Consider the following 21,838-nt stretch of genomic DNA (forward strand, 5'->3'; position numbering starts at 1 on the left):
TAAAAAAACGCGCCAGGCGGCGCGTTTTTTTTCATCCGGACGGCAAGATTAGCGCTTAATGTCGGACTGGTAATCGCGTTTGGTGTAGCCAGTGTACAGCTGACGCGGACGGGCGATCTTCATGCCATCGCTGTGCATTTCGTTCCAGTGCGCAATCCAGCCCACGGTACGCGCCATGGCGAAGATAACGGTAAACATGGAGGACGGAATACCCATCGCTTTCAGGATGATACCGGAGTAGAAGTCGACGTTCGGGTAGAGTTTCTTCTCGATGAAGTACGGGTCGTTCAGCGCGATATGCTCCAGCTCCATGGCTACCTGCAGCAGATCGTCTTTGGTGCCCAGCTCTTTCAGCACTTCATGGCAGGTTTCACGCATCACGGTGGCGCGCGGGTCGTAGTTTTTGTAAACACGATGGCCGAAGCCCATCAGGCGGAAAGAGTCATTCTTGTCTTTCGCACGACGAACAAATTCCGGAATGTGCTCAACGGAGCTGATCTCTTCCAGCATCTTCAGCGCCGCTTCGTTGGCGCCGCCGTGCGCCGGTCCCCACAGGGAGGCGATGCCAGCAGCGATACAGGCGAACGGGTTAGCGCCGGAGGAGCCGGCGGTACGTACCGTCGAGGTCGACGCGTTCTGCTCGTGATCGGCGTGCAGGATCAGAATACGATCCATCGCGCGTTCAAGCACCGGATTGACTTCATACTCTTCGCACGGTGTCGCGAACATCATGCGCAGGAAGTTGCCGGCGTAGGAGAGGTCGTTGCGCGGATAAACAAACGGCTGGCCGATAGAATACTTGTAACACATGGCTGCCATGGTTGGCATTTTGGACAGCAGACGGTAGGCAGCAATCTCGCGGTGACGTGGGTTATTCACGTCGAGGGAGTCATGATAGAACGCCGCCAGGGCGCCGGTGATCCCGCACATCACGGCCATCGGGTGGGAATCGCGACGGAATGCATGGAACAGACGCGTGATCTGCTCATGAATCATGGTGTGGCGGGTGACGGTGGTTTTGAATTCGTCATATTCGGCCTGAGTCGGTTTTTCACCGTACAGCAGAATATAACATACTTCGAGATAGTTAGATTCGGTCGCTAACTGGTCGATCGGGAAGCCGCGGTGCAGCAGGATCCCCTCGTCACCATCGATAAACGTAATTTTAGATTCACAAGAAGCAGTGGATGTGAAACCTGGGTCAAAAGTAAATACGCCTTTTGAACCAAGACTACGAATATCAATAACATCCTGACCGAGCGTGCCTTTTAGCACATCCAGTTCAATAGCAGTGTCACCACCCAGGGTGATTTTTGCTTTAGCATCAGACATTTATGGTCTCCTTAGCGCCTTTATTGCTTAAGACTGCCGGGTGGTGGATTTGCTTTCGGCCCGCGCCTGCATACGTTACCAGTTTGTTATGTTGCACACAGCTCTGCGTCAGCGAAAAGGGCAGGGTACAGAGCAACGGCGCTTGATGGTACGTCCTTCAGGGCTGCGGTGAAACAACAGCAAATCAGCGTTTTAGCAGTCCGAATATTAAAACCTGTATACCACTAATAACTGTCCTGATTACATCGGTCAATACTGACACACTGTTACATAACTTATTCTCAGGTGAAAGAGTGACCCCATAACTTTTGAGCATTATTGCATTTAACTGGTAATGGTTGTAACAAGAATGTTTAATATTTGTCAAATCAGGTGATTAAAAATTAAAAAAATGTTGTTATCGTGACCTTGATCACTGTTCCGGAGAAAACCCAACAAACTATATGTAGGTTAATTGTAATGATTTTGTGAACGGCCTATACTGCGGCCAGGTCTCCGGAACACCCTGCAATCCCGAGCCACCCAGCGTTGTTTAGTGATGTTTTAATGCCTGAAAAGACGTTTTAACATGACTTCTGGTTATAGAAAGGACGCTGTCTGACCCGCAAGCAGACCGGAGGAAGGAAACAATAAGAACAGCATGTGGGCGTTATTCATGGTAAGAAATGTGAAAAAACAAAGACCTGTCAATCTGGATCTACAAACGATACGGTTCCCAATCACGGCGATAGCGTCCATTCTCCATCGCGTTTCCGGTGTCATCACCTTCGTGGCGGTCGGAATTCTGCTTTGGTTGCTGGGCACCAGCCTTTCCTCCCCTGAAGGTTTTCTGACGGCGGCCTCGATCATGGATAGCTTCTTTGTGAAGTTCATCATGTGGGGCATTCTCACCGCACTGGCCTATCATGTCGTTGTCGGTATCCGCCATCTGATGATGGACTTTGGCTACCTGGACGAAACCCTCGAAGCAGGGAAACGTTCCGCCAAAATCTCTTTTGTTATTACTGTCGTGCTTTCACTTCTCGCAGGAGTCCTCGTATGGTAAGCAACGCCTCAGCACTGGGACGCAACGGCGTACATGACTTTATTCTGGTCCGTGCTACCGCCATCGTTCTGACCCTCTACATCATCTACATGGTTGGCTTCTTCGCCACCACAGGTGAAATCTCATGGGAAGTGTGGACCGGATTCTTTGCCTCCGGCTTCACTAAAGTCTTCACTCTGCTGGCTCTCGTCTCCATTCTCATCCATGCCTGGATCGGGATGTGGCAGGTGTTAACGGACTACGTTAAACCACTGGCTCTGCGCCTGGTTCTGCAACTGGCTATCGTTGTGGCGCTGGTGGCTTACGTTCTTTATGGATTTGTTGTGGTGTGGGGTGTGTAATGAAATTGCCAGTCAGAGAGTTTGATGCTGTTGTTATCGGTGCCGGCGGCGCAGGTATGCGCGCGGCGCTGCAAATTTCCCAGAGCGGACAGACCTGTGCACTGCTCTCCAAAGTGTTCCCTACCCGTTCCCATACCGTATCCGCGCAGGGTGGTATCACCGTCGCGCTCGGTAACTCCCATGAAGATAACTGGGAATGGCATATGTACGACACCGTAAAAGGGTCGGACTATATTGGCGACCAGGACGCCATTGAATATATGTGTAAGACCGGCCCGGAAGCGATTCTTGAGCTGGAACATATGGGCCTGCCGTTCTCCCGTCTTGACGACGGCCGTATTTATCAGCGCCCGTTCGGCGGCCAGTCGAAAAACTTCGGCGGCGAGCAAGCGGCACGCACCGCGGCGGCGGCTGACCGTACCGGCCACGCGCTGTTGCACACCCTGTATCAACAGAACCTGAAAAACCACACCACTATCTTCTCCGAATGGTATGCCCTCGATCTGGTGAAAAACCAGGACGGCGCGGTGGTCGGTTGTACCGCCCTGTGCATCGAGACCGGCGAAGTGGTCTACTTTAAAGCCCGCGCCACCGTGCTGGCGACCGGCGGCGCAGGCCGTATTTATCAGTCCACCACCAACGCCCACATCAACACCGGTGACGGCGTCGGGATGGCCATCCGCGCCGGCGTTCCGGTGCAGGATATGGAAATGTGGCAGTTCCACCCGACCGGCATCGCCGGTGCAGGGGTGCTGGTCACCGAAGGTTGCCGCGGCGAAGGCGGTTACCTGCTGAACAAACACGGCGAGCGCTTTATGGAGCGTTATGCCCCGAACGCCAAAGACCTGGCGGGTCGTGACGTGGTGGCGCGTTCCATCATGATCGAAATCCGCGAAGGCCGCGGCTGCGATGGTCCGTGGGGCCCGCATGCGAAACTGAAACTTGATCACCTGGGTAAAGAGGTTCTGGAATCTCGTCTGCCAGGTATCCTTGAGCTGTCCCGTACCTTTGCTCACGTCGATCCGGTGAAAGAGCCGATCCCGGTTATCCCAACCTGCCACTACATGATGGGCGGTATCCCGACCAAAGTCACCGGTCAGGCGCTGACCGTGAATGAGAAGGGCGAAGACGTGGTGATCCCGGGCCTGTTCGCGGTAGGCGAAATTGCCTGCGTATCGGTCCACGGCGCCAACCGTCTGGGCGGCAACTCGCTGCTCGACCTGGTGGTCTTCGGCCGCGCGGCGGGCCTGCATCTGCAGGAGTCCATCGCCGAACAGGGCACGCTGCGCGACGCCAGCGAATCGGATGTCGAAGGCTCGCTGGACCGCCTCAATCGCTGGAACAATACCCGCTCCGGCGAAGACCCGGTGGAAATCCGCAAAGCACTGCAGGAATGTATGCAGCACAACTTCTCGGTGTTCCGCGAAGGCGATGCGATGCACAAAGGTCTGGAGCAACTGAAAGTGATCCGCGAGCGCCTGAAAAACGCGCGTCTCGACGATACTTCCAGCGAGTTCAACACCCAGCGCGTCGAGTGCCTGGAGTTGGACAACCTGATGGAGACCGCGTTTGCGACCGCCGTGTCCGCTAACTTCCGTACTGAAAGCCGTGGCGCCCATAGCCGCTTCGACTTCCCGGATCGTGATGATGAAAACTGGCTGTGCCATTCCCTGTATCTGCCAGAGTCGGAATCCATGACGCGTCGTAGCGTCAACATGGAACCGAAACTGCGTCCGGCATTCCCGCCGAAGATTCGTACTTACTAATGCGGAGACAGGAAAATGAAACTCGAGTTTTCAATTTATCGCTATAACCCGGATGTTGACGACGCTCCGCATATGCAGGATTACACCCTTGAAGCGGAAGAAGGTCGTGACATGATGCTGCTGGATGCGCTGATCCAGCTGAAAGAAAAAGATCCGTCGCTGTCGTTCCGCCGCTCCTGCCGTGAAGGGGTTTGCGGTTCCGATGGTCTGAACATGAACGGGAAAAACGGTCTGGCGTGCATCACGCCAATCTCCGCGCTGAATCAGCCGGGCAAGAAGATTGTTATCCGTCCGCTGCCAGGATTACCGGTTATCCGTGATTTGGTGGTGGACATGGGGCAATTCTATGCACAATATGAGAAGATTAAGCCTTACTTGTTGAATAATGGGCAAAATCCTCCGGCTCGCGAGCATCTGCAGATGCCTGAGCAGCGTGAGAAACTCGATGGTCTGTACGAGTGTATTCTGTGCGCATGTTGTTCAACCTCGTGCCCGTCGTTCTGGTGGAACCCGGACAAGTTCATCGGCCCGGCTGGCCTGCTGGCCGCGTATCGCTTCCTGATCGACAGTCGCGATACCGAAACCAGCGAGCGCCTGGAAGGCCTGAGCGATGCTTTCAGCGTATTCCGCTGTCACAGCATTATGAACTGCGTCAGTGTGTGTCCTAAAGGGCTTAACCCGACGCGCGCCATCGGCCATATTAAGTCGATGCTGCTACAGCGCAGCGCGTAAGCAACACGGTCTGTCCCGGATGGCGCTTGCGCTTATCCGGGCTACCAAAGCAGTAGCCCCGGCAAGCGTTAGCGCTGCCGGGGGATGTAGCAGGAAATCTTTAAAAACCGCCACAAGATGTACCAGTAATCGAGGCGTTCAGTGCGAGGTAAGGCGGCAACTGAGCGCATCCCCGGGAGCATAGTGAACTATGTGACCGGGGTAAGCGAAGGCAGCCAACACAACCGCAGCCTGAACGCTGAAGATTAATGGCAGTTTTTAAAGGTTCCTTAGCGGATCGAAACCACAACTCGTCCGCAACAAGTGAACCCCGGCACGTGCACTCGGTGTGCGTGGTAGTTTCTACGGCGAAATAAGCATAAAAGTGCTTAAGGGATCACGATGCAGAACGGCGCAATGAAAGCCTGGCTGGACTCTTCTTTCCTCTCTGGTTCGAACCAGAGCTGGATAGAACAGCTCTATGAAGACTTCTTAACCGATCCTGACTCTGTTGACGCCAACTGGCGTTCGATGTTCCAGCAGTTACCTGGCACCGGAGTTAAACCGGATCAATTCCATTCCAAAACACGTGATTATTTCCGTCGACTGGCGAAGGATGCCTCACGTTACACTTCTTCGATTTCCGACCCTGACACCAATGTGAAGCAGGTTAAAGTCCTGCAGCTCATCAACGCATACCGTTTCCGTGGCCACCAGCATGCGAATCTCGATCCGCTGGGACTGTGGAAGCAAGAGAGAGTGGCGGATCTTGATCCGGCCTACCACGATCTGACCGAGGCCGATTTCCAGGATAGCTATAACGTAGGTTCATTTGCCATCGGTAAAGACACGATGAAGCTGGGCGACCTGATTGCCGCCCTCAAGCAAACCTACTGCGGCTCCATCGGCGCGGAATACATGCATATCACCTCTACTGAGGAAAAACGCTGGATCCAGCAGCGTATTGAATCGGTAGCCGGTAAAGCGAGCTTCACCGCGGCAGAGAAAAAGCGCTTCCTCAGTGAACTGACCGCTGCAGAAGGGCTGGAACGTTACCTCGGCGCCAAATTCCCGGGGGCGAAACGCTTCTCGCTGGAAGGGGGTGATGCCCTGATCCCGATGCTCAAAGAGATGATCCGCCATGCAGGCAAAAGCGGCACCCGCGAAGTGGTGCTGGGCATGGCGCACCGTGGCCGTCTGAACGTGCTGGTCAACGTGCTGGGTAAAAAACCGCAGGACCTGTTCGACGAGTTCGCGGGCAAACATAAAGAACACCTCGGCACCGGCGACGTGAAGTACCACATGGGCTTCTCTTCCGATATGGAAACCGAAGGCGGTCTGGTCCACCTGGCGCTGGCGTTTAACCCGTCGCACCTGGAGATCGTCAGCCCGGTGGTTATCGGTTCCGTACGCGCCCGTCTGGATCGTCTGGACGAGCCAAGCAGCAACAAAGTTCTGCCTATTACCATCCACGGCGACGCCGCCGTTACCGGCCAGGGCGTGGTTCAGGAAACCCTGAACATGTCGAAAGCCCGCGGTTACGAAGTCGGCGGTACCGTGCGTATCGTTATCAACAACCAGGTTGGCTTTACCACCTCCAACCCGCTGGATGCGCGTTCTACGCCATACTGTACCGATATCGGTAAGATGGTTCAGGCGCCGATTTTCCACGTTAACGCGGATGACCCGGAAGCCGTTGCTTTCGTTACCCGTCTGGCGCTGGATTTCCGTAATACCTTCAAACGCGATGTCTTCATCGACCTGGTGTGCTACCGCCGTCACGGCCATAACGAAGCCGACGAGCCGAGCGCAACCCAGCCGCTGATGTACCAGAAAATCAAAAAGCATCCGACCCCGCGCAAAATCTATGCTGACAAGCTGGAGCAGGAGAAAGTTGCGACGCTGGAAGACGCGACTGAGCAGGTTAACCTTTACCGCGATGCGCTGGATGCCGGCGAATGCGTGGTAGAGGAGTGGCGTCCGATGAATATGCACTCCTTTACCTGGTCTCCCTACCTCAACCACGAGTGGGACGAGAGCTATCCGGATAAAGTGGATCCGAAACGTCTGCAAGAGCTGGCTAAACGCATCAGTACGGTGCCGGAAGGTATCGAAATGCAGTCCCGTGTAGCGAAAATCTACGGCGATCGCCAACTGATGGCCGCCGGCGAGAAGCTGTTCGATTGGGGCGGCGCTGAAAACCTGGCTTATGCCACCCTGGTTGACGAAGGCATTCCGGTGCGCCTGTCCGGTGAAGACTCCGGTCGCGGCACCTTCTTCCACCGTCACGCGGTTATCCATAACCAGAGCAACGGTTCTACCTATACCCCGCTGCAGCATGTGCACAACGGCCAGGGCCAGTTCCGCGTCTGGGACTCGGTGCTGTCTGAAGAAGCCGTGCTGGCGTTCGAATACGGTTACGCCACCGCAGAGCCGCGTACGCTGACCATCTGGGAAGCGCAGTTCGGCGACTTCGCCAACGGCGCGCAGGTGGTGATTGATCAGTTCATCTCCTCTGGCGAACAGAAATGGGGCCGGATGTGCGGTCTGGTGATGTTGCTGCCGCACGGCTACGAAGGGCAGGGCCCGGAGCACTCCTCCGCGCGTCTGGAACGCTATCTGCAGCTGTGCGCTGAGCAGAACATGCAGGTTTGCGTACCGTCCACCCCGGCACAGGTTTACCATATGCTGCGTCGTCAGGCGCTGCGCGGTATGCGCCGTCCGCTGGTGGTGATGTCGCCGAAGTCTCTGCTGCGCCACCCGCTGGCGGTCTCCAGCATGGACGAACTGGCGAACGGCACCTTTATGCCGGCCATCGGCGAAATCGACGAACTCGATCCGCAAGCCGTGAAGCGCGTCGTACTGTGCTCTGGTAAGGTTTACTACGACCTGCTGGAACAGCGCCGCAAAAACGAGCAAAAAGATGTCGCCATCGTGCGTATCGAACAGCTCTACCCGTTCCCGCATCAGGCGGTGCAGGAAGCGCTGAAAGCTTACTCGCACGTACATGATTTTGTCTGGTGCCAGGAAGAGCCGCTCAACCAGGGCGCATGGTACTGCAGCCAGCACCACCTTCGTGAAGTAGTTCCATTTGGGGCCTCTCTGCGTTATGCAGGCCGCCCGGCCTCCGCCTCTCCGGCGGTAGGGTACATGTCCGTTCACCAGAAACAGCAACAAGATCTGGTCAATGACGCGCTGAACGTCGATTAATTAAAGGATACACAATGAGTAGCGTAGATATTCTGGTTCCCGACCTGCCTGAGTCCGTAGCTGACGCAACCGTCGCCACCTGGCATAAAAAACCGGGCGACGCGGTCGTCCGTGACGAAGTTCTGGTCGAAATCGAAACTGACAAAGTGGTACTGGAAGTACCGGCATCAGCGGACGGCATTCTGGATGCAGTGCTGGAAGACGAGGGCGCTACCGTCCTGTCTCGCCAGATCCTTGGCCGCCTGCGTGAAGGCAACAGCGCAGGTAAAGAAACCAGCGAAAAAGCGGATGCGAAAGCGTCCACCCCGGCGCAGCGCCAGCAGGCTTCTCTGGAAGAGCAGAACAACGATGCGCTCAGCCCGGCGATCCGTCGTCTGCTGGCGGAGCACAACCTCGACGCCGCTGCCATCAAAGGTACCGGCGTGGGTGGCCGCCTGACTCGTGAAGACGTCGAGAAACATCTGGCGAAAGCCCCGGCGGCGGCTGAAGCCAAAGCGCCAGCGGCTACCGCGGCAGCGACACCAGCGCCGCAGCTGGGTCACCGTTCAGAAAAACGCGTCCCGATGACCCGTCTGCGTAAACGCGTGGCCGAGCGTCTGCTGGAAGCGAAAAATTCCACCGCCATGCTGACGACCTTTAACGAAGTCAACATGAAGCCGATTATGGATCTGCGTAAGCAGTACGGCGATGCCTTCGAAAAACGTCACGGTATCCGTCTGGGCTTCATGTCCTTCTACGTGAAAGCGGTGGTTGAAGCGCTGAAACGCTACCCGGAAGTGAACGCTTCCATCGATGGCGACGACGTGGTTTACCACAACTACTTTGACGTCAGCATGGCAGTGTCCACTCCGCGCGGCCTGGTAACCCCGGTTCTGCGTGACGTTGACCTGCTGGGCATGGCGGACATCGAAAAGAATATCAAAGAGCTGGCGGTGAAAGGCCGTGACGGCAAGCTGACCGTAGATGACCTGACCGGCGGTAACTTCACCATTACCAACGGCGGCGTCTTCGGTTCCCTGATGTCCACGCCGATCATCAACCCACCGCAGAGCGCCATCCTGGGTATGCATGCCATTAAAGACCGTCCGATGGCGGTGAATGGCAAGGTAGAGATCCTGCCGATGATGTACCTGGCGCTCTCCTATGACCACCGTCTGATCGATGGGCGTGAATCGGTTGGCTTCCTGGTGGCGATTAAAGAGCTGCTGGAAGATCCGACTCGTCTGCTGCTGGACGTGTAGTCAGTAAGAGTATGACTTACCGTAGGCCGGATAAGGCATTTTTGCCGCCATCCGGCGTTGATGAGATGCCTGATGGCGACGCTAGTGCGTCTTATCAGGCCTACAGGTTTAAAGATAATTACACCCTGAAGGATGGACTGAACACATGAACTTACATGAATATCAGGCAAAACAACTTTTTGCCCGCTATGGCTTACCGGCGCCGGTGGGTTATGCCTGTACTACTCCGCGTGAAGCAGAAGAAGCCGCTTCAAAAATCGGCGCGGGTCCGTGGGTAGTGAAATGTCAGGTTCACGCTGGTGGCCGCGGTAAAGCGGGCGGTGTGAAAGTAGTTAAGAGCAAAGAAGAGATCCGCGCTTTTGCTGAGCATTGGCTGGGCAAACGCCTGGTGACTTACCAAACCGATGCTAACGGCCAGCCGGTCAACCAGATTCTGGTGGAAGCAGCGACCGATATCGATAAAGAGCTGTATCTGGGCGCGGTCGTTGATCGTAGCTCCCGTCGCGTGGTGTTCATGGCGTCGACTGAAGGCGGCGTGGAAATCGAAAAAGTCGCGGAAGAAACCCCGCACCTGATCCACAAGATTGCCATCGATCCGCTGGCGGGCCCGATGCCTTATCAGGGGCGTGAACTGGCGTTCAAACTGGGTCTGGAAGGTAAGCAGGTTCAGCAGTTCACCAAGATTTTCATGGGTCTGGCGACCATTTTCCTTGAGCGCGATCTGGCGCTGATCGAAATCAACCCGTTGGTTATCACTAAGCAGGGCGACCTGATCTGCCTCGACGGCAAACTGGGCGCTGACGGCAACGCGCTGTTCCGCCAGCCGGATCTGCGCGAAATGCGCGACCAGTCTCAGGAAGATCCGCGCGAAGCGCAGGCGGCGCAGTGGGAACTGAACTACGTTGCGCTCGACGGCAACATCGGTTGCATGGTTAACGGCGCAGGCCTGGCGATGGGCACCATGGACATCGTTAAGCTGCACGGCGGCGAACCGGCTAACTTCCTCGACGTTGGCGGCGGCGCCACCAAAGAGCGCGTGACCGAAGCGTTCAAAATCATCCTTTCTGATGACAATGTTAAAGCAGTGCTGGTTAACATCTTCGGCGGCATCGTGCGTTGCGACCTGATCGCTGACGGCATCATCGGTGCGGTAGCGGAAGTTGGGGTTAACGTTCCGGTCGTGGTTCGTCTGGAAGGTAACAACGCCGAACTGGGCGCGAAAAAACTGGCTGACAGCGGCCTGAATATTATTGCAGCGAAAAGTCTGACGGACGCAGCACAGCAGGTTGTTGCCGCAGTGGAGGGGAAATAATGTCAGTTTTAATTAATAAAGATACCAAGGTTATCTGCCAGGGCTTCACCGGTAGCCAGGGGACCTTCCACTCTGAACAAGCGATCGCTTACGGTACGCAAATGGTTGGCGGCGTGACGCCAGGCAAAGGCGGCACCACCCATCTGGGTCTGCCGGTGTTCAACACCGTGCGCGAAGCCGTTGAAGCGACCGGCGCGACCGCGACCGTTATCTACGTTCCGGCGCCGTTCTGCAAAGACTCCATTCTGGAAGCAATCGACGCGGGCATTAAGCTGATTATCACCATCACCGAAGGTATCCCGACGCTGGATATGCTGACTGTGAAAGTGAAGCTGGACGAAGCGGGCGTGCGCATGATTGGCCCGAACTGCCCAGGCGTTATCACCCCGGGTGAATGCAAAATCGGCATCATGCCGGGTCACATTCACAAGCCGGGTAAAGTGGGCATCGTTTCCCGTTCCGGTACCCTGACCTATGAAGCGGTTAAGCAGACCACCGACTACGGCTTCGGCCAGTCTACCTGCGTCGGTATCGGCGGCGACCCGATCCCGGGCTCCAACTTCATCGATATCCTGAAGCTGTTCCAGGAAGATCCGCAGACCGAAGCGATCGTGATGATCGGTGAGATCGGCGGCAGCGCGGAAGAAGAAGCGGCAGCCTACATCAAAGAGCACGTGACCAAGCCGGTTGTCGGCTACATCGCGGGCGTGACCGCGCCGAAAGGCAAGCGTATGGGCCACGCGGGCGCCATCATCGCTGGCGGTAAAGGTACTGCTGATGAGAAATTCGCCGCCCTGGAAGCCGCTGGTGTGAAAACCGTTCGCAGCCTGGCCGATATCGGCGAAGCGCTGAAAGCTATCATCAAGTAAACCCTCTCTGCTTCTCCGAAGCAGAAATCTGTCCGATTTCGACATGGTTGGCCACCGTCAGGTGGCCTTTTTTATGGGCGTTATCCATCTCGCCAGAACATCCGCTGAACCGGCGGAATGCCTGCTCCGTGAAAAACCTTATCTATCATATTGATTTTATGAATTATTTCATGAATATAATCCCGGCAGCGTGGTTGCTGAAGGAAATATTTCCGCAATTCGCGACAGGCAAGGGTTTTAGATAGTGAAAAAACAGAAGAGAAGGGCATAAGAAAACAGGAAAAATACTGTGAGCAGTCTAGCATTATTAGGATCGGCGCATTTTTTTTCATTTTTCCCCGCGGCGTTAAATAATATTACCTATGATTCTCATATCTCTCTTTTCAGTAACCAAGCAAGCCATACTTTAAACACAATATTAACATTAAGTTCACCAATATTCTTTATTGAGCTACATAATTAACACGTAGAGTAAAAATTGATTTATATCAATGCTTAATGCTTGGAAAAATTCTTCAAAAAACGTTAAATTGTCGCAAGTCAAATTGGCCTAAACAGGCTATCTTCGCTATATATTGATCACCGTCGAAAAATGTAAAACTGGAACAATAAAAACATATTTATTGTAAGGTTATTGCGGCGTAATATATTGGGGAATCAATTGGGTTTTCGTTAACGTATTTGTAACCTTGACGTGGCGTGGCTTCACTTTCAGGTGAAACGCGCTGCGGAAGGGCCAACAAATAACTTTTGTATTGGGGCATGCGTATGAGCCAGAGCTTCTCGGTTCATTTTCGGAGTCTTCATGCGATGAGCAAGGAGTCATGATGTTAGATATAGTCGAACTGTCGCGCTTACAGTTTGCCTTGACCGCGATGTACCACTTCCTTTTTGTGCCGCTAACGCTCGGTATGGCGTTCCTGCTGGCCATCATGGAAACGGTTTACGTCCTTTCCGGCAAACAGATTTATAAAGATATGACCAAATTCTGGGGCAAGTTGTTTGGTATCAACTTCGCGCTGGGTGTGGCGACCGGTCTGACCATGGAGTTCCAGTTCGGGACTAACTGGTCGTATTACTCACACTATGTGGGCGATATCTTCGGTGCGCCGCTGGCCATTGAAGGTCTGATGGCCTTCTTCCTCGAATCCACCTTTGTAGGTCTGTTCTTCTTCGGTTGGGATCGTCTGGGTAAAGTTCAGCACATGGCGGTCACCTGGCTGGTTGCGCTGGGCTCCAACCTCTCCGCGCTGTGGATCCTCGTCGCCAACGGCTGGATGCAGAACCCTATCGCATCGGACTTCAACTTCGAAACCATGCGTATGGAGATGGTCAGCTTCTCTGAACTGGTGCTCAACCCGGTCGCCCAGGTGAAGTTCGTTCACACCGTGGCGTCTGGCTATGTCACCGGCGCGATGTTCATCCTGGCTATCAGCTCCTGGTATATGCTGAAAGGCCGCGACTTTGCCTTTGCTAAGCGCTCCTTTGCCATCGCAGCCAGCTTCGGTATGGCGGCGATCCTCTCCGTTATTGTGCTGGGTGACGAATCCGGTTACGAAATGGGTGACGTGCAGAAAACCAAACTGGCGGCTATCGAAGCTGAGTGGGAAACCCAGCCGGCGCCGGCTGCCTTTACTCTGTTTGGTATTCCCGATCAGAATGCGCAGACCAACCACTTCGCGATCCAGATCCCTTACGCGCTGGGCATCATCGCCACCCGCTCGGTGGATAAGCCGGTTATCGGCCTGAAAGATCTGATGGTTCAGCACGAAGAGCGTATCCGTAACGGGATGAAAGCGTACGCGCTACTGGAGCAGCTGCGCGCCGGTTCGACCGACCAGGCCGTGCGTGACCAGTTCAATAGCGTGAAGAAAGACCTCGGCTATGGCCTGTTGCTGAAGCGCTATACGCCGAACGTCGCTGACGCCACGGAAGAGCAGATCGCCAAAGCGACCAAAGACTCTATTCCAAGCGTCGCCCCGCTGTACTTCGCCTTCCGTATCATGGTGGCGTGCGGCATCCTGATGCTGTTGATTATCGGCGCCTCCTTCTGGAGCGTGATTCGTAACCGCATTGGCGAGAAAAAATGGCTGCTGCGCGCCGCGTTCTTTGGCCTGCCGCTGCCGTGGATTGCCGTGGAGTCAGGCTGGTTTGTTGCCGAGTATGGCCGTCAGCCGTGGGCGATTGGTGAGGTCCTGCCGACCGCGGTGGCCAACTCGTCGCTGACCGCAGGCGATCTGATCTTCTCAATGTTGCTGATCTGCGGTCTGTACACGCTGTTCCTGGTGGCTGAACTGTTCCTGATGTTCAAGTTTGCCCGCAAAGGACCTAGCAGCCTGAAAACCGGCCGCTATCACTTTGAACAGTCCTCTGCGGCTATTCAGTCGGCACGCTAAGACAGGAGTCGTCAAATGATCGATTATGAAGTATTGCGTTTTATCTGGTGGCTGCTGATTGGCATTCTGCTGATTGGCTTCGCTGTCGCCGACGGGTTCGACATGGGGGTGGGCATGCTCACCCGTTTCCTCGGCCGTAACGACACCGAGCGTCGGATTATGATCAACGCCATCGCTCCGCACTGGGACGGTAACCAGGTGTGGCTGATCACCGCCGGCGGCGCGCTGTTCGCGGCCTGGCCGATGGTTTACGCCGCAGCGTTCTCTGGCTTCTATGTGGCGATGATTCTGGTGCTGGCTTCGCTGTTCTTCCGTCCGGTCGGTTTTGACTACCGTTCCAAGATCGAGGACACCCGCTGGCGCAACATGTGGGACTGGGGCATCTTCATCGGTAGCTTCGTACCGCCGCTGGTGATTGGTGTGGCCTTCGGCAACCTGTTGCAGGGCGTGCCGTTCCACGTCGATGAATACCTGCGTCTGTTCTATACCGGAAACTTCTTCCAGCTGCTGAACCCGTTTGGTCTGCTGGCCGGTATCGTCAGCGTGGCGATGATCCTGACTCAGGGTGCCACCTACCTGCAGATGCGTACCGTAGGCGAACTGCACCTGCGTACCCGCACCGTTTCCACGGTGGCGGCGCTGGTGACGCTGGTCTGCTTCGCGCTGGCGGGTGTGTGGGTCTACTACGGCATCGACGGCTATGTGGTGAAATCAGTAATGGATCATAGCGGCCCGTCTAACCCGCTGACTAAAGAAGTCGTGCGTGAGGCCGGTGCATGGATGGTGAACTTTAATAACATGCCAGCGCTGTGGGCCGTTCCTGCCCTGGGCGTGGTGCTGCCGCTGCTGACCGTCGTCTCGACTAAAGCGGATAAAGGCGCGTGGGCATTCCTGTTCTCCTCGCTGACCCTGGCCTGCATCATTCTGACCGCCGGTATTGCGATGTTCCCGTTCATCATGCCGTCCAGCACCATGCTGAACGCCAGCCTGACGATGTGGGACGCGACCTCCAGTCAGCGGACGCTGAACCTGATGACCTACGTGGCGATTGTCTTCGTGCCGATCATTCTGGCCTACACCAGCTGGTGTTACTGGAAGATGTTCGGCCGCATTACGCGCGAAGACATCGAAAAGAACACCCACTCGCTGTACTAAGGTAAGGAGCTATATATGTGGTACTTCGCATGGATTTTGGGAACGCTTCTTGCCTGTGCCTTTGGGGTGATTACCGCGCTGGCGCTTGAGCACGTGGAAGCCACCAAAGCAGGTAAAGAAGAACACTGATGAGTATTATCGTGATGCGATATACGAAATCATTCGGATTGCATCGAGGCGGCAAGTCTGTGAATCCCCAGGAGCTTACACCAGTAAGTGACTGGGGTAAGCAGACGTAGCCAACAAAGAGGCGACGTGAATGATAAAGTATATGTATGCGATAATGGACAAGCGCCCGTTAAGGGCGCTTTCCTTATTGATGGCGCTGCTGCTGGCAGGCTGCATCTTCTGGGATCCGTCGCGCTTTGCGGCGAAGACCAGCGAGCTGGAAATCTGGCATGGTTTCTTGCTGATGTGGGCGGTTTGCAGCGGCGTTATTCACGGCGTGGGCTTCCGTCCGCGTGCCGTTCACTGGCAGGGGATTTTTTGTCCGCTTATCGCTGATATCGTGCTCGCTTTGGGTCTCTTCTTTTTCTTCTTTTGAATAAGAGATCTCTGTTAATGGTATGGGCTTGCATAAGCCCATAAAAATTTACGCCCCGTTTACTTTCCCCCATTCCAAACCACCTTTCCCGCGCGTATAGTAGCGAAGTTTGAAAGCTCTAACCTTTTTTTGCATTACCGGGATGTAAAGTGAATACAACGCTGTTTCGATGGCCGGTTCGGGTCTACTACGAAGATACCGACGCCGGTGGTGTGGTTTACCACGCCAGTTACGTCGCTTTTTATGAAAGAGCACGCACAGAGATGCTGCGCCACCATCACTTTAGTCAACAGGTGCTGTTGGCTGAACGCGTTGCCTTCGTGGTTCGCAAAATGACGCTGGAGTATTTTGCCCCCGCCAGACTCGACGACATGCTCGAAGTCCAGACGGAAATTACCTCGATGCGCGGCACCTCTTTGGTTTTCACGCAGCGAATCGTCAACGCCGAGAATACAGTGTTAAACGAAGCTGAGGTTCTCATTGTGTGCGTTGATCCACTCTTAATGAAGCCACGTGCGCTTCCCAAGTCTATTGTCGCGGAGTTTAAGCAGTGACTGACATGAATATCCTTGATTTGTTCCTGAAGGCGAGCCTTCTGGTTAAACTTATCATGTTGATTTTGATTGGTTTTTCTATCGCTTCCTGGGCTATCATTATTCAGAGAACGCGTATCCTTAACTCGGCCGCGCGTGAAGCTGAAGCGTTCGAGGACAAATTCTGGTCCGGGATCGAGCTGTCCCGTTTGTACCAGGAGAGCCAGGGGCGTCGCGATAACCTGACCGGTTCAGAACAAATCTTCTACAGCGGTTTCAAAGAATTTGCACGCCTGCATCGGGCCAACAGCCATGCGCCGGAAGCGATTGTCGAAGGGGCATCGCGCGCGATGCGTATTTCGATGAACCGCGAGCTGGAAACGCTGGAAACCCATATCCCGTTCCTCGGCACCGTAGGCTCTATCAGCCCGTATATCGGTCTGTTCGGTACTGTCTGGGGGATTATGCATGCCTTTATCGCCCTTGGCGCGGTGAAGCAGGCCACCCTGCAGATGGTGGCGCCAGGTATCGCCGAAGCGCTGATCGCCACCGCGATCGGTCTGTTCGCCGCGATCCCGGCGGTCATGGCGTACAACCGCCTGAACCAGCGCGTGAACAAGCTTGAACTGAACTACGACAACTTTATGGAAGAGTTCACCGCTATTCTGCACCGTCAGGCCTTTACCACCAGCGAAAGCAATAAGGGGTAAGCCATGGCCAGAGCACGTGGACGCGGACGTCGCGAACTGAAGTCCGAGATCAACATCGTTCCGCTGCTGGATGTCCTGCTGGTACTGCTGCTGATCTTTATGGCAACGGCGCCCATCATTACGCAGAGCGTGGAAGTCGATCTGCCGGACGCCACGGAATCGCAAGCGGTGAAAAGCAATGACGATCCGCCGGTGATTGTGGAAGTCTCCGGGGTAGGGCAGTACAGCGTGAAAGTGGGGCAGGAGACGCTGTCCCAGCTGCCGCCGGAGCAGGTGATTGCCGAAGCGAAGCGTCGTCTTGAAGCCAATGAGAAAACGGTATTCCTGATCGGCGGTGCGAAAGACGTCCCTTACGATGAAATTATTAAAGCGCTGAACCTGTTGCATAGTGCAGGGGTTAAATCGGTCGGCTTGATGACCAAACCTATTTAATCGCTTCAGGTATGTGCGTCCGCGTGGCGTCCGATGGTGAGTATCGCTCGCCGTCGGCGTGCATCGCGGGTACAGGCGAACAGTTTTTGGGAACCGATAGTGTCAAAGGCAACCGAACAAAACGACAAGCTTAAACGAGCGATCATCATTTCAGTCGCGCTGCACATCATTCTGATCGCGCTGCTGATCTGGAGTTCGTTTGACGAGCATCTGGATGCCTCTGCCGGCGGCGGCGGGGGATCGTCCATTGATGCCGTCATGGTCGATCCGGGGGCGGTGGTAAATAACTATAACCGTCAGCAACAGCAGCAGGCCAGCGCACGTCGCGCCGCTGAGCAGCGTGAAAAACAGGCGCAGCAGCAGGCGGAAGAGTTACGTGAGAAACAGGCAGCGGAACAGGAACGGCTGAAACAGCTCGAACAGGAACGGCTGCAGGCGCAGGAAGCGGCGAAAGAAGCGAAGGAACAGCAGAAGCAGGCTGAGGAAGCGGCTGCCAAGGCTGCCGCGGCGGCGAAAGCCAAAGCGGATGCGCAGGCTAAAGAAGCGCAGGAAGCGGCTGCCAAAGCGGCTGCCGACGCAAAAGCGAAGGCGGATGCCCAGGCAAAAGCGGCTGAGCTGGCAGCGGCTAAAGCCGCCGCTGACGCGAAGAAACAGGCCGATGCCGCCGCCGCGAAAGCGGCAGCCGATGCGAAGAAACAGGCGGAAGCCGAAGCGGCGAAAGCCGCAGCAGAAGCGCAGAAGAAAGCGGAAGCGGCAGCGGCGAAGAAAGCGCAGCAGGAAGCAGAGAAGAAGGCCCAGCAGGAGGCGGCTAAGCAAGCTGCGGCTGAAAAAGCGGCAGCAGAAAAAGCCGCCGAAAAAGCCGCTGAGAAAGCTGCCGCCCAAAAAGCGGCCGCAGAGAAGGCCGCCGCCGAAAAAGCCGCCGCAGCTGAAAAAGCGGCGGCAGCCAAAGCGGCTGCGGCTGAGAAGGCAGCGGCCGATAAAGCGGCCAAAGCGGCAGCAGCAAAAGCGGCGGCAGCGAAGAAAGCGGCTGCCGCGAAAGAAGCGGACGGCGTTGACGACCTGCTTGGCGATCTGAGTTCGGGTAAGAATGCGCCTAAAACAGGCGGAGGAGCCAAAGGAAACAATGCCTCTGCTGCCGGGAGTGGTAATACTAAAAACAGTGCCTCGGGGGCTGATATCAATAACTATGCTGGGCAGATAAAGTCGGCGATTGAAAGTAAGTTTTATGACGCATCGTCCTATGCAGGCAAAACATGTACCTTGCGTATCAAACTTGCTCCTGACGGCCTGTTGTTAAATATACAGTCCGAAGGTGGTGATCCTGCTCTGTGCCAGGCCGCTCTTGCCGCAGCCCGGCAGGCTAAGTTCCCGAAACCACCTAGCCAGGCAGTATATGAAGTCTTCAAAAATGCGCCACTGGACTTCAAACCTCAGTGACATTTTTCCCCGTGCAAACGGGGAAAAACAATCTATGGTAGTCACAGGGTTTTGGTAGTTTTGTATATTTGAGTTTGTTAACATTCTGCTAAATTATCGTGGGCTTTCCGCCCGGATAAGGGAGATATGATGAAGCAGGCATTACGAGTAGCATTTGGTTTTTTAATGCTGTGGGCGGCGGTGCTGCACGCAGAAGTACGTATCGAGATCACCCAGGGGGTGGACTCGGCACGCCCTATCGGCGTGGTACCGTTCCAGTGGGCCGGCCAGGGCGCTGCGCCTGAAGATGTTGGCGGTATCGTGGCAGCTGACCTGCGCAACAGTGGTAAATTCAACCCGCTGGATCGCTCGCGTCTGCCGCAGCAGCCGACCAGTGCCCAGGAAGTGCAGCCTGCTGCCTGGTCTGCGCTGGGTATCGACGCCGTGGTCGTCGGTCAGGTCACGTCAAACCCGGATGGTTCTTATCAGGTAGCATATCAGCTGGTGGATACCGGCGGTGCGCCGGGTACAACGCTGGCGCAAGGCTCTTTTAAAGTCACTAAACAGTACCTGCGCTACGCAGCGCACGCTGCCAGCGACGTGGTATTTGAGAAGCTGACCGGCATCAAGGGCGCCTTCCGTACCCGTATCGCCTACGTGGTGCAGAAAAACGGCGGCCAGTTCCCTTACGAACTGCGCGTGTCCGACTACGATGGTTACAACCAGTTCCTTGTTCACCGTTCCTCCCAGCCGCTGATGTCCCCGGCCTGGTCTCCGGACGGTTCTAAACTGGCTTACGTGACCTTTGAAAGTGGTCGTTCTGCGCTGGTGGTTCAGACCCTAGCGAACGGCGCTGTGCGTCAGATCGCCTCCTTCCCGCAGCACAACGGCGCGCCGGCGTTCTCTCCGGATGGCTCTAAGTTGGCCTTCGCGCTGTCGAAAACCGGTAGCCTGAACCTGTACGTGATGGATCTGGGCTCCGGTCAGATTCGTCAGGTGACTAACGGTCGCAGCAACAACACCGAACCAAGCTGGTTCCCGGACAGCCAGAACCTGGCCTTCACCTCTGACCAGGCCGGTCGTCCGCAGGTGTATAAAGTCAACATCAATGGCGGCACGCCGCAGCGTATCACCTGGGAAGGTTCACAGAACCAGGACGCCGACGTGAGCGCAGATGGTAAAACCATGGTAATGGTCAGCTCGGCCGGCGGTCAGCAGCACATTGCCAAACAAGATCTGGAAGCGGGTGGTGTACAGGTTCTGTCATCAACGTTTTTAGACGAAACGCCAAGTCTGGCACCTAACGGCACTATGGTAATCTACAGCTCTTCTCAGGGGATGGGATCCGTGCTGAATCTGGTTTCTACAGATGGGCGTTTCAAAGCGCGTCTTCCGGCAACTGATGGACAGGTAAAATCGCCTGCCTGGTCGCCGTATCTGTGATAATAAATAATTGATTATTAAAGGAATCAAAGAAATGCAACTGAACAAAGTGCTGAAAGGGCTGATGATCGCTCTGCCGGTTATGGCAATCGCGGCATGTTCTTCTAACAAGAACGCCAGCAACGACCAGAGCGGTGAAGGCATGCTGGGTGCCGGCACTGGTATGGACGCTAACGGTAACGGCGGCAACATGTCTTCTGAAGAGCAAGCTCGTCTGCAGATGCAGCAGCTGCAACAGAACAACATCGTTTACTTCGATCTGGACAAGTACGATATCCGTTCTGACTTCGCTGCCATGCTGGACGCGCATGCGAACTTCCTGCGCAGCAACCCGTCCTACAAAGTGACTGTAGAAGGTCACGCGGATGAGCGCGGTACGCCGGAATACAACATCGCTCTGGGTGAGCGTCGTGCTAACGCCGTTAAGATGTATCTGCAGGGCAAAGGTGTTTCTGCCGATCAGATCTCCATCGTTTCTTACGGTAAAGAAAAACCAGCAGTACTGGGTCATGACGAAGCGGCATATGCCAAAAACCGTCGCGCCGTACTGGTTTACTAAGAGAATTGCATGAGCAGTAACTTCAGACATCATTTATTGAGTCTGTCGTTACTGGTTGGCATAGCGGCCCCCTGGGCCGCTTTTGCTCAGGCGCCAATCAGTAGTGTCGGCTCAGGCTCGGTCGAAGACCGCGTCACTCAACTCGAGCGTATTTCCAATGCTCACAGCCAGCTTTTAACCCAACTCCAGCAACAACTCTCTGATAACCAGACTGACATTGATTCTCTCCGTGGCCAGATCCAGGAGAACCAATATCAGCTGAATCAGATCGTTGAGCGCCAGAAGCAGATTCTGCTGCAGATAGATAGTCTGAGCAGCGGTGGCGGCGCAGCGGCAGCATCAGGTACGCAGGCTCCATCGTCTTCCGGCGATCAGAGCGCGGCTGCCACCAGCACAGCGCCAGCGGCCTCGTCAGGCGCCCCGGCGATGACCGGCGATGCGAACACCGATTACAATGCGGCCATTGCCCTGGTGAAGGATGCTTCACGCCAGGATGACGCAATGGTGGCGTTTCAGAACTTCGTTAAAAAGTACCCGGATTCAACTTATCAGCCGAACGCCAACTATTGGCTCGGACAGTTGAATTACAATAAGGGGAAAAAAGACGATGCGGCGTTTTACTTCGCCTCGGTGGTGAAGAACTACCCGAAATCGCCAAAAGCGCCTGACGCCATGTTTAAGGTCGGCGTGATCATGCAGGACAAGGGTGATACCGCGAAAGCGAAAGCGGTTTACCAGCAGGTGATCAGTAAATTCCCCGGCACCGACGGTGCGAAACAAGCGCAAAAACGTCTTAATGCTCTTGGTTGATTACGGCATGACC

General features: G+C 55.2%; 21 protein-coding genes. 19 read left to right on the forward strand and 2 right to left on the reverse strand.

The features are described from left to right. Nucleotides 1-48: 48 nt before the first annotated feature. Both gltA and SPE70_RS26405 read right to left on the reverse strand, forming a co-directional pair. Nucleotides 49-1,332: a citrate synthase gene (gene gltA / locus SPE70_RS07235; RefSeq protein WP_008805683.1), complete on the reverse strand. Its 1,284-nt coding sequence runs from the start codon at nucleotides 1,330-1,332 to the stop codon at nucleotides 49-51. Nucleotides 1,333-1,516: 184 nt separating this feature from the next. Beyond that, entirely contained in the window at nucleotides 1,517-1,648 is a 132-nt protein-coding gene (locus SPE70_RS26405; RefSeq protein ID WP_418268517.1) for a hypothetical protein, read from the reverse strand. Nucleotides 1,649-1,972: 324 nt separating this feature from the next. Between SPE70_RS26405 and sdhC the strand changes: the two genes are divergently transcribed. The 19 genes from sdhC (at nucleotide 1,973) to cpoB (ending at nucleotide 21,825) form a co-directional block, all read left to right on the forward strand. Further along, complete coding sequence (gene sdhC, locus SPE70_RS07240) at nucleotides 1,973-2,377, forward strand: succinate dehydrogenase cytochrome b556 subunit (RefSeq protein ID WP_004142216.1); 405 nt, start codon at nucleotides 1,973-1,975, stop codon at nucleotides 2,375-2,377. Further along, nucleotides 2,371-2,718 carry a succinate dehydrogenase membrane anchor subunit gene (gene sdhD, locus SPE70_RS07245; protein ID WP_002894949.1) on the forward strand — a complete coding sequence of 116 codons (348 nt, stop codon included), beginning with the start codon at nucleotides 2,371-2,373 and terminating at the stop codon, nucleotides 2,716-2,718. The genes sdhC and sdhD overlap by 7 nt, the downstream gene beginning before the upstream one ends. Next, entirely contained in the window at nucleotides 2,718-4,484 is a 1,767-nt protein-coding gene (gene sdhA / locus SPE70_RS07250; protein ID WP_008805685.1) for a succinate dehydrogenase flavoprotein subunit, read from the forward strand. The genes sdhD and sdhA overlap by 1 nt, the downstream gene beginning before the upstream one ends. 15 nt (nucleotides 4,485-4,499) lie before the next feature. After that, entirely contained in the window at nucleotides 4,500-5,216 is a 717-nt protein-coding gene (gene sdhB / locus SPE70_RS07255) for a succinate dehydrogenase iron-sulfur subunit SdhB (protein ID WP_008805686.1), read from the forward strand. Nucleotides 5,217-5,597: 381 nt separating this feature from the next. Next, nucleotides 5,598-8,405: a 2-oxoglutarate dehydrogenase E1 component gene (gene sucA, locus SPE70_RS07260; RefSeq protein ID WP_008805687.1), complete on the forward strand. Its 2,808-nt coding sequence runs from the start codon at nucleotides 5,598-5,600 to the stop codon at nucleotides 8,403-8,405. A 14-nt stretch (nucleotides 8,406-8,419) separates the two neighbouring features. Continuing rightward, nucleotides 8,420-9,646 (forward strand): 2-oxoglutarate dehydrogenase complex dihydrolipoyllysine-residue succinyltransferase, encoded by a 1,227-nt coding sequence (odhB, locus tag SPE70_RS07265; RefSeq protein WP_012542428.1) that lies wholly within the window; start codon nucleotides 8,420-8,422, stop codon nucleotides 9,644-9,646. 145 nt (nucleotides 9,647-9,791) lie between these two features. Beyond that, nucleotides 9,792-10,958, forward strand: a complete 1,167-nt coding sequence (gene sucC / locus SPE70_RS07270; protein WP_002895039.1) for an ADP-forming succinate--CoA ligase subunit beta — start codon at nucleotides 9,792-9,794, stop codon at nucleotides 10,956-10,958. Continuing rightward, nucleotides 10,958-11,827: a succinate--CoA ligase subunit alpha gene (gene sucD / locus SPE70_RS07275; RefSeq protein WP_004885990.1), complete on the forward strand. Its 870-nt coding sequence runs from the start codon at nucleotides 10,958-10,960 to the stop codon at nucleotides 11,825-11,827. Before sucC ends, sucD begins: the two co-directional genes overlap by 1 nt. A gap of 827 nt (nucleotides 11,828-12,654) precedes the next feature. Next, nucleotides 12,655-14,223 (forward strand): cytochrome ubiquinol oxidase subunit I, encoded by a 1,569-nt coding sequence (gene cydA / locus SPE70_RS07280; protein ID WP_012542427.1) that lies wholly within the window; start codon nucleotides 12,655-12,657, stop codon nucleotides 14,221-14,223. A 15-nt stretch (nucleotides 14,224-14,238) separates the two neighbouring features. Continuing rightward, nucleotides 14,239-15,378 (forward strand): cytochrome d ubiquinol oxidase subunit II, encoded by a 1,140-nt coding sequence (gene cydB, locus SPE70_RS07285; RefSeq protein ID WP_008805690.1) that lies wholly within the window; start codon nucleotides 14,239-14,241, stop codon nucleotides 15,376-15,378. A gap of 15 nt (nucleotides 15,379-15,393) precedes the next feature. Further along, entirely contained in the window at nucleotides 15,394-15,507 is a 114-nt protein-coding gene (cydX, locus tag SPE70_RS07290; RefSeq protein WP_004100325.1) for a cytochrome bd-I oxidase subunit CydX, read from the forward strand. A gap of 130 nt (nucleotides 15,508-15,637) precedes the next feature. Further along, a complete protein-coding gene (gene ybgE, locus SPE70_RS07295; protein WP_008805691.1) occupies nucleotides 15,638-15,922 on the forward strand; it encodes a cyd operon protein YbgE in 285 nt (94 codons plus the stop codon). 149 nt (nucleotides 15,923-16,071) lie between these two features. Beyond that, nucleotides 16,072-16,476, forward strand: a complete 405-nt coding sequence (gene ybgC / locus SPE70_RS07300) for a tol-pal system-associated acyl-CoA thioesterase (RefSeq protein ID WP_002895056.1) — start codon at nucleotides 16,072-16,074, stop codon at nucleotides 16,474-16,476. Next, nucleotides 16,473-17,165, forward strand: a complete 693-nt coding sequence (gene tolQ, locus SPE70_RS07305) for a Tol-Pal system protein TolQ (RefSeq protein WP_004152221.1) — start codon at nucleotides 16,473-16,475, stop codon at nucleotides 17,163-17,165. The genes ybgC and tolQ overlap by 4 nt, the downstream gene beginning before the upstream one ends. Nucleotides 17,166-17,168: 3 nt before the next feature. Continuing rightward, nucleotides 17,169-17,597: a colicin uptake protein TolR gene (gene tolR / locus SPE70_RS07310; protein WP_002895061.1), complete on the forward strand. Its 429-nt coding sequence runs from the start codon at nucleotides 17,169-17,171 to the stop codon at nucleotides 17,595-17,597. A gap of 99 nt (nucleotides 17,598-17,696) precedes the next feature. Continuing rightward, complete coding sequence (gene tolA / locus SPE70_RS07315) at nucleotides 17,697-19,034, forward strand: cell envelope integrity protein TolA (protein WP_023322242.1); 1,338 nt, start codon at nucleotides 17,697-17,699, stop codon at nucleotides 19,032-19,034. A 129-nt stretch (nucleotides 19,035-19,163) separates the two neighbouring features. Continuing rightward, nucleotides 19,164-20,456, forward strand: a complete 1,293-nt coding sequence (gene tolB, locus SPE70_RS07320) for a Tol-Pal system beta propeller repeat protein TolB (protein ID WP_324726695.1) — start codon at nucleotides 19,164-19,166, stop codon at nucleotides 20,454-20,456. Between the two features lie 34 nt (nucleotides 20,457-20,490). Beyond that, nucleotides 20,491-21,015 (forward strand): peptidoglycan-associated lipoprotein Pal, encoded by a 525-nt coding sequence (pal, locus tag SPE70_RS07325; RefSeq protein ID WP_002895068.1) that lies wholly within the window; start codon nucleotides 20,491-20,493, stop codon nucleotides 21,013-21,015. Nucleotides 21,016-21,024: 9 nt separating this feature from the next. After that, nucleotides 21,025-21,825 carry a cell division protein CpoB gene (cpoB, locus tag SPE70_RS07330; protein ID WP_032739343.1) on the forward strand — a complete coding sequence of 267 codons (801 nt, stop codon included), beginning with the start codon at nucleotides 21,025-21,027 and terminating at the stop codon, nucleotides 21,823-21,825. The last annotated feature ends 13 nt before the right edge of the window (nucleotides 21,826-21,838 follow it).

Source organism: Klebsiella sp. ZJOU C1 (genome assembly GCF_035620215.1).
Taxonomy (GTDB): Bacteria; Pseudomonadota; Gammaproteobacteria; order Enterobacterales; family Enterobacteriaceae; genus Klebsiella; species Klebsiella variicola.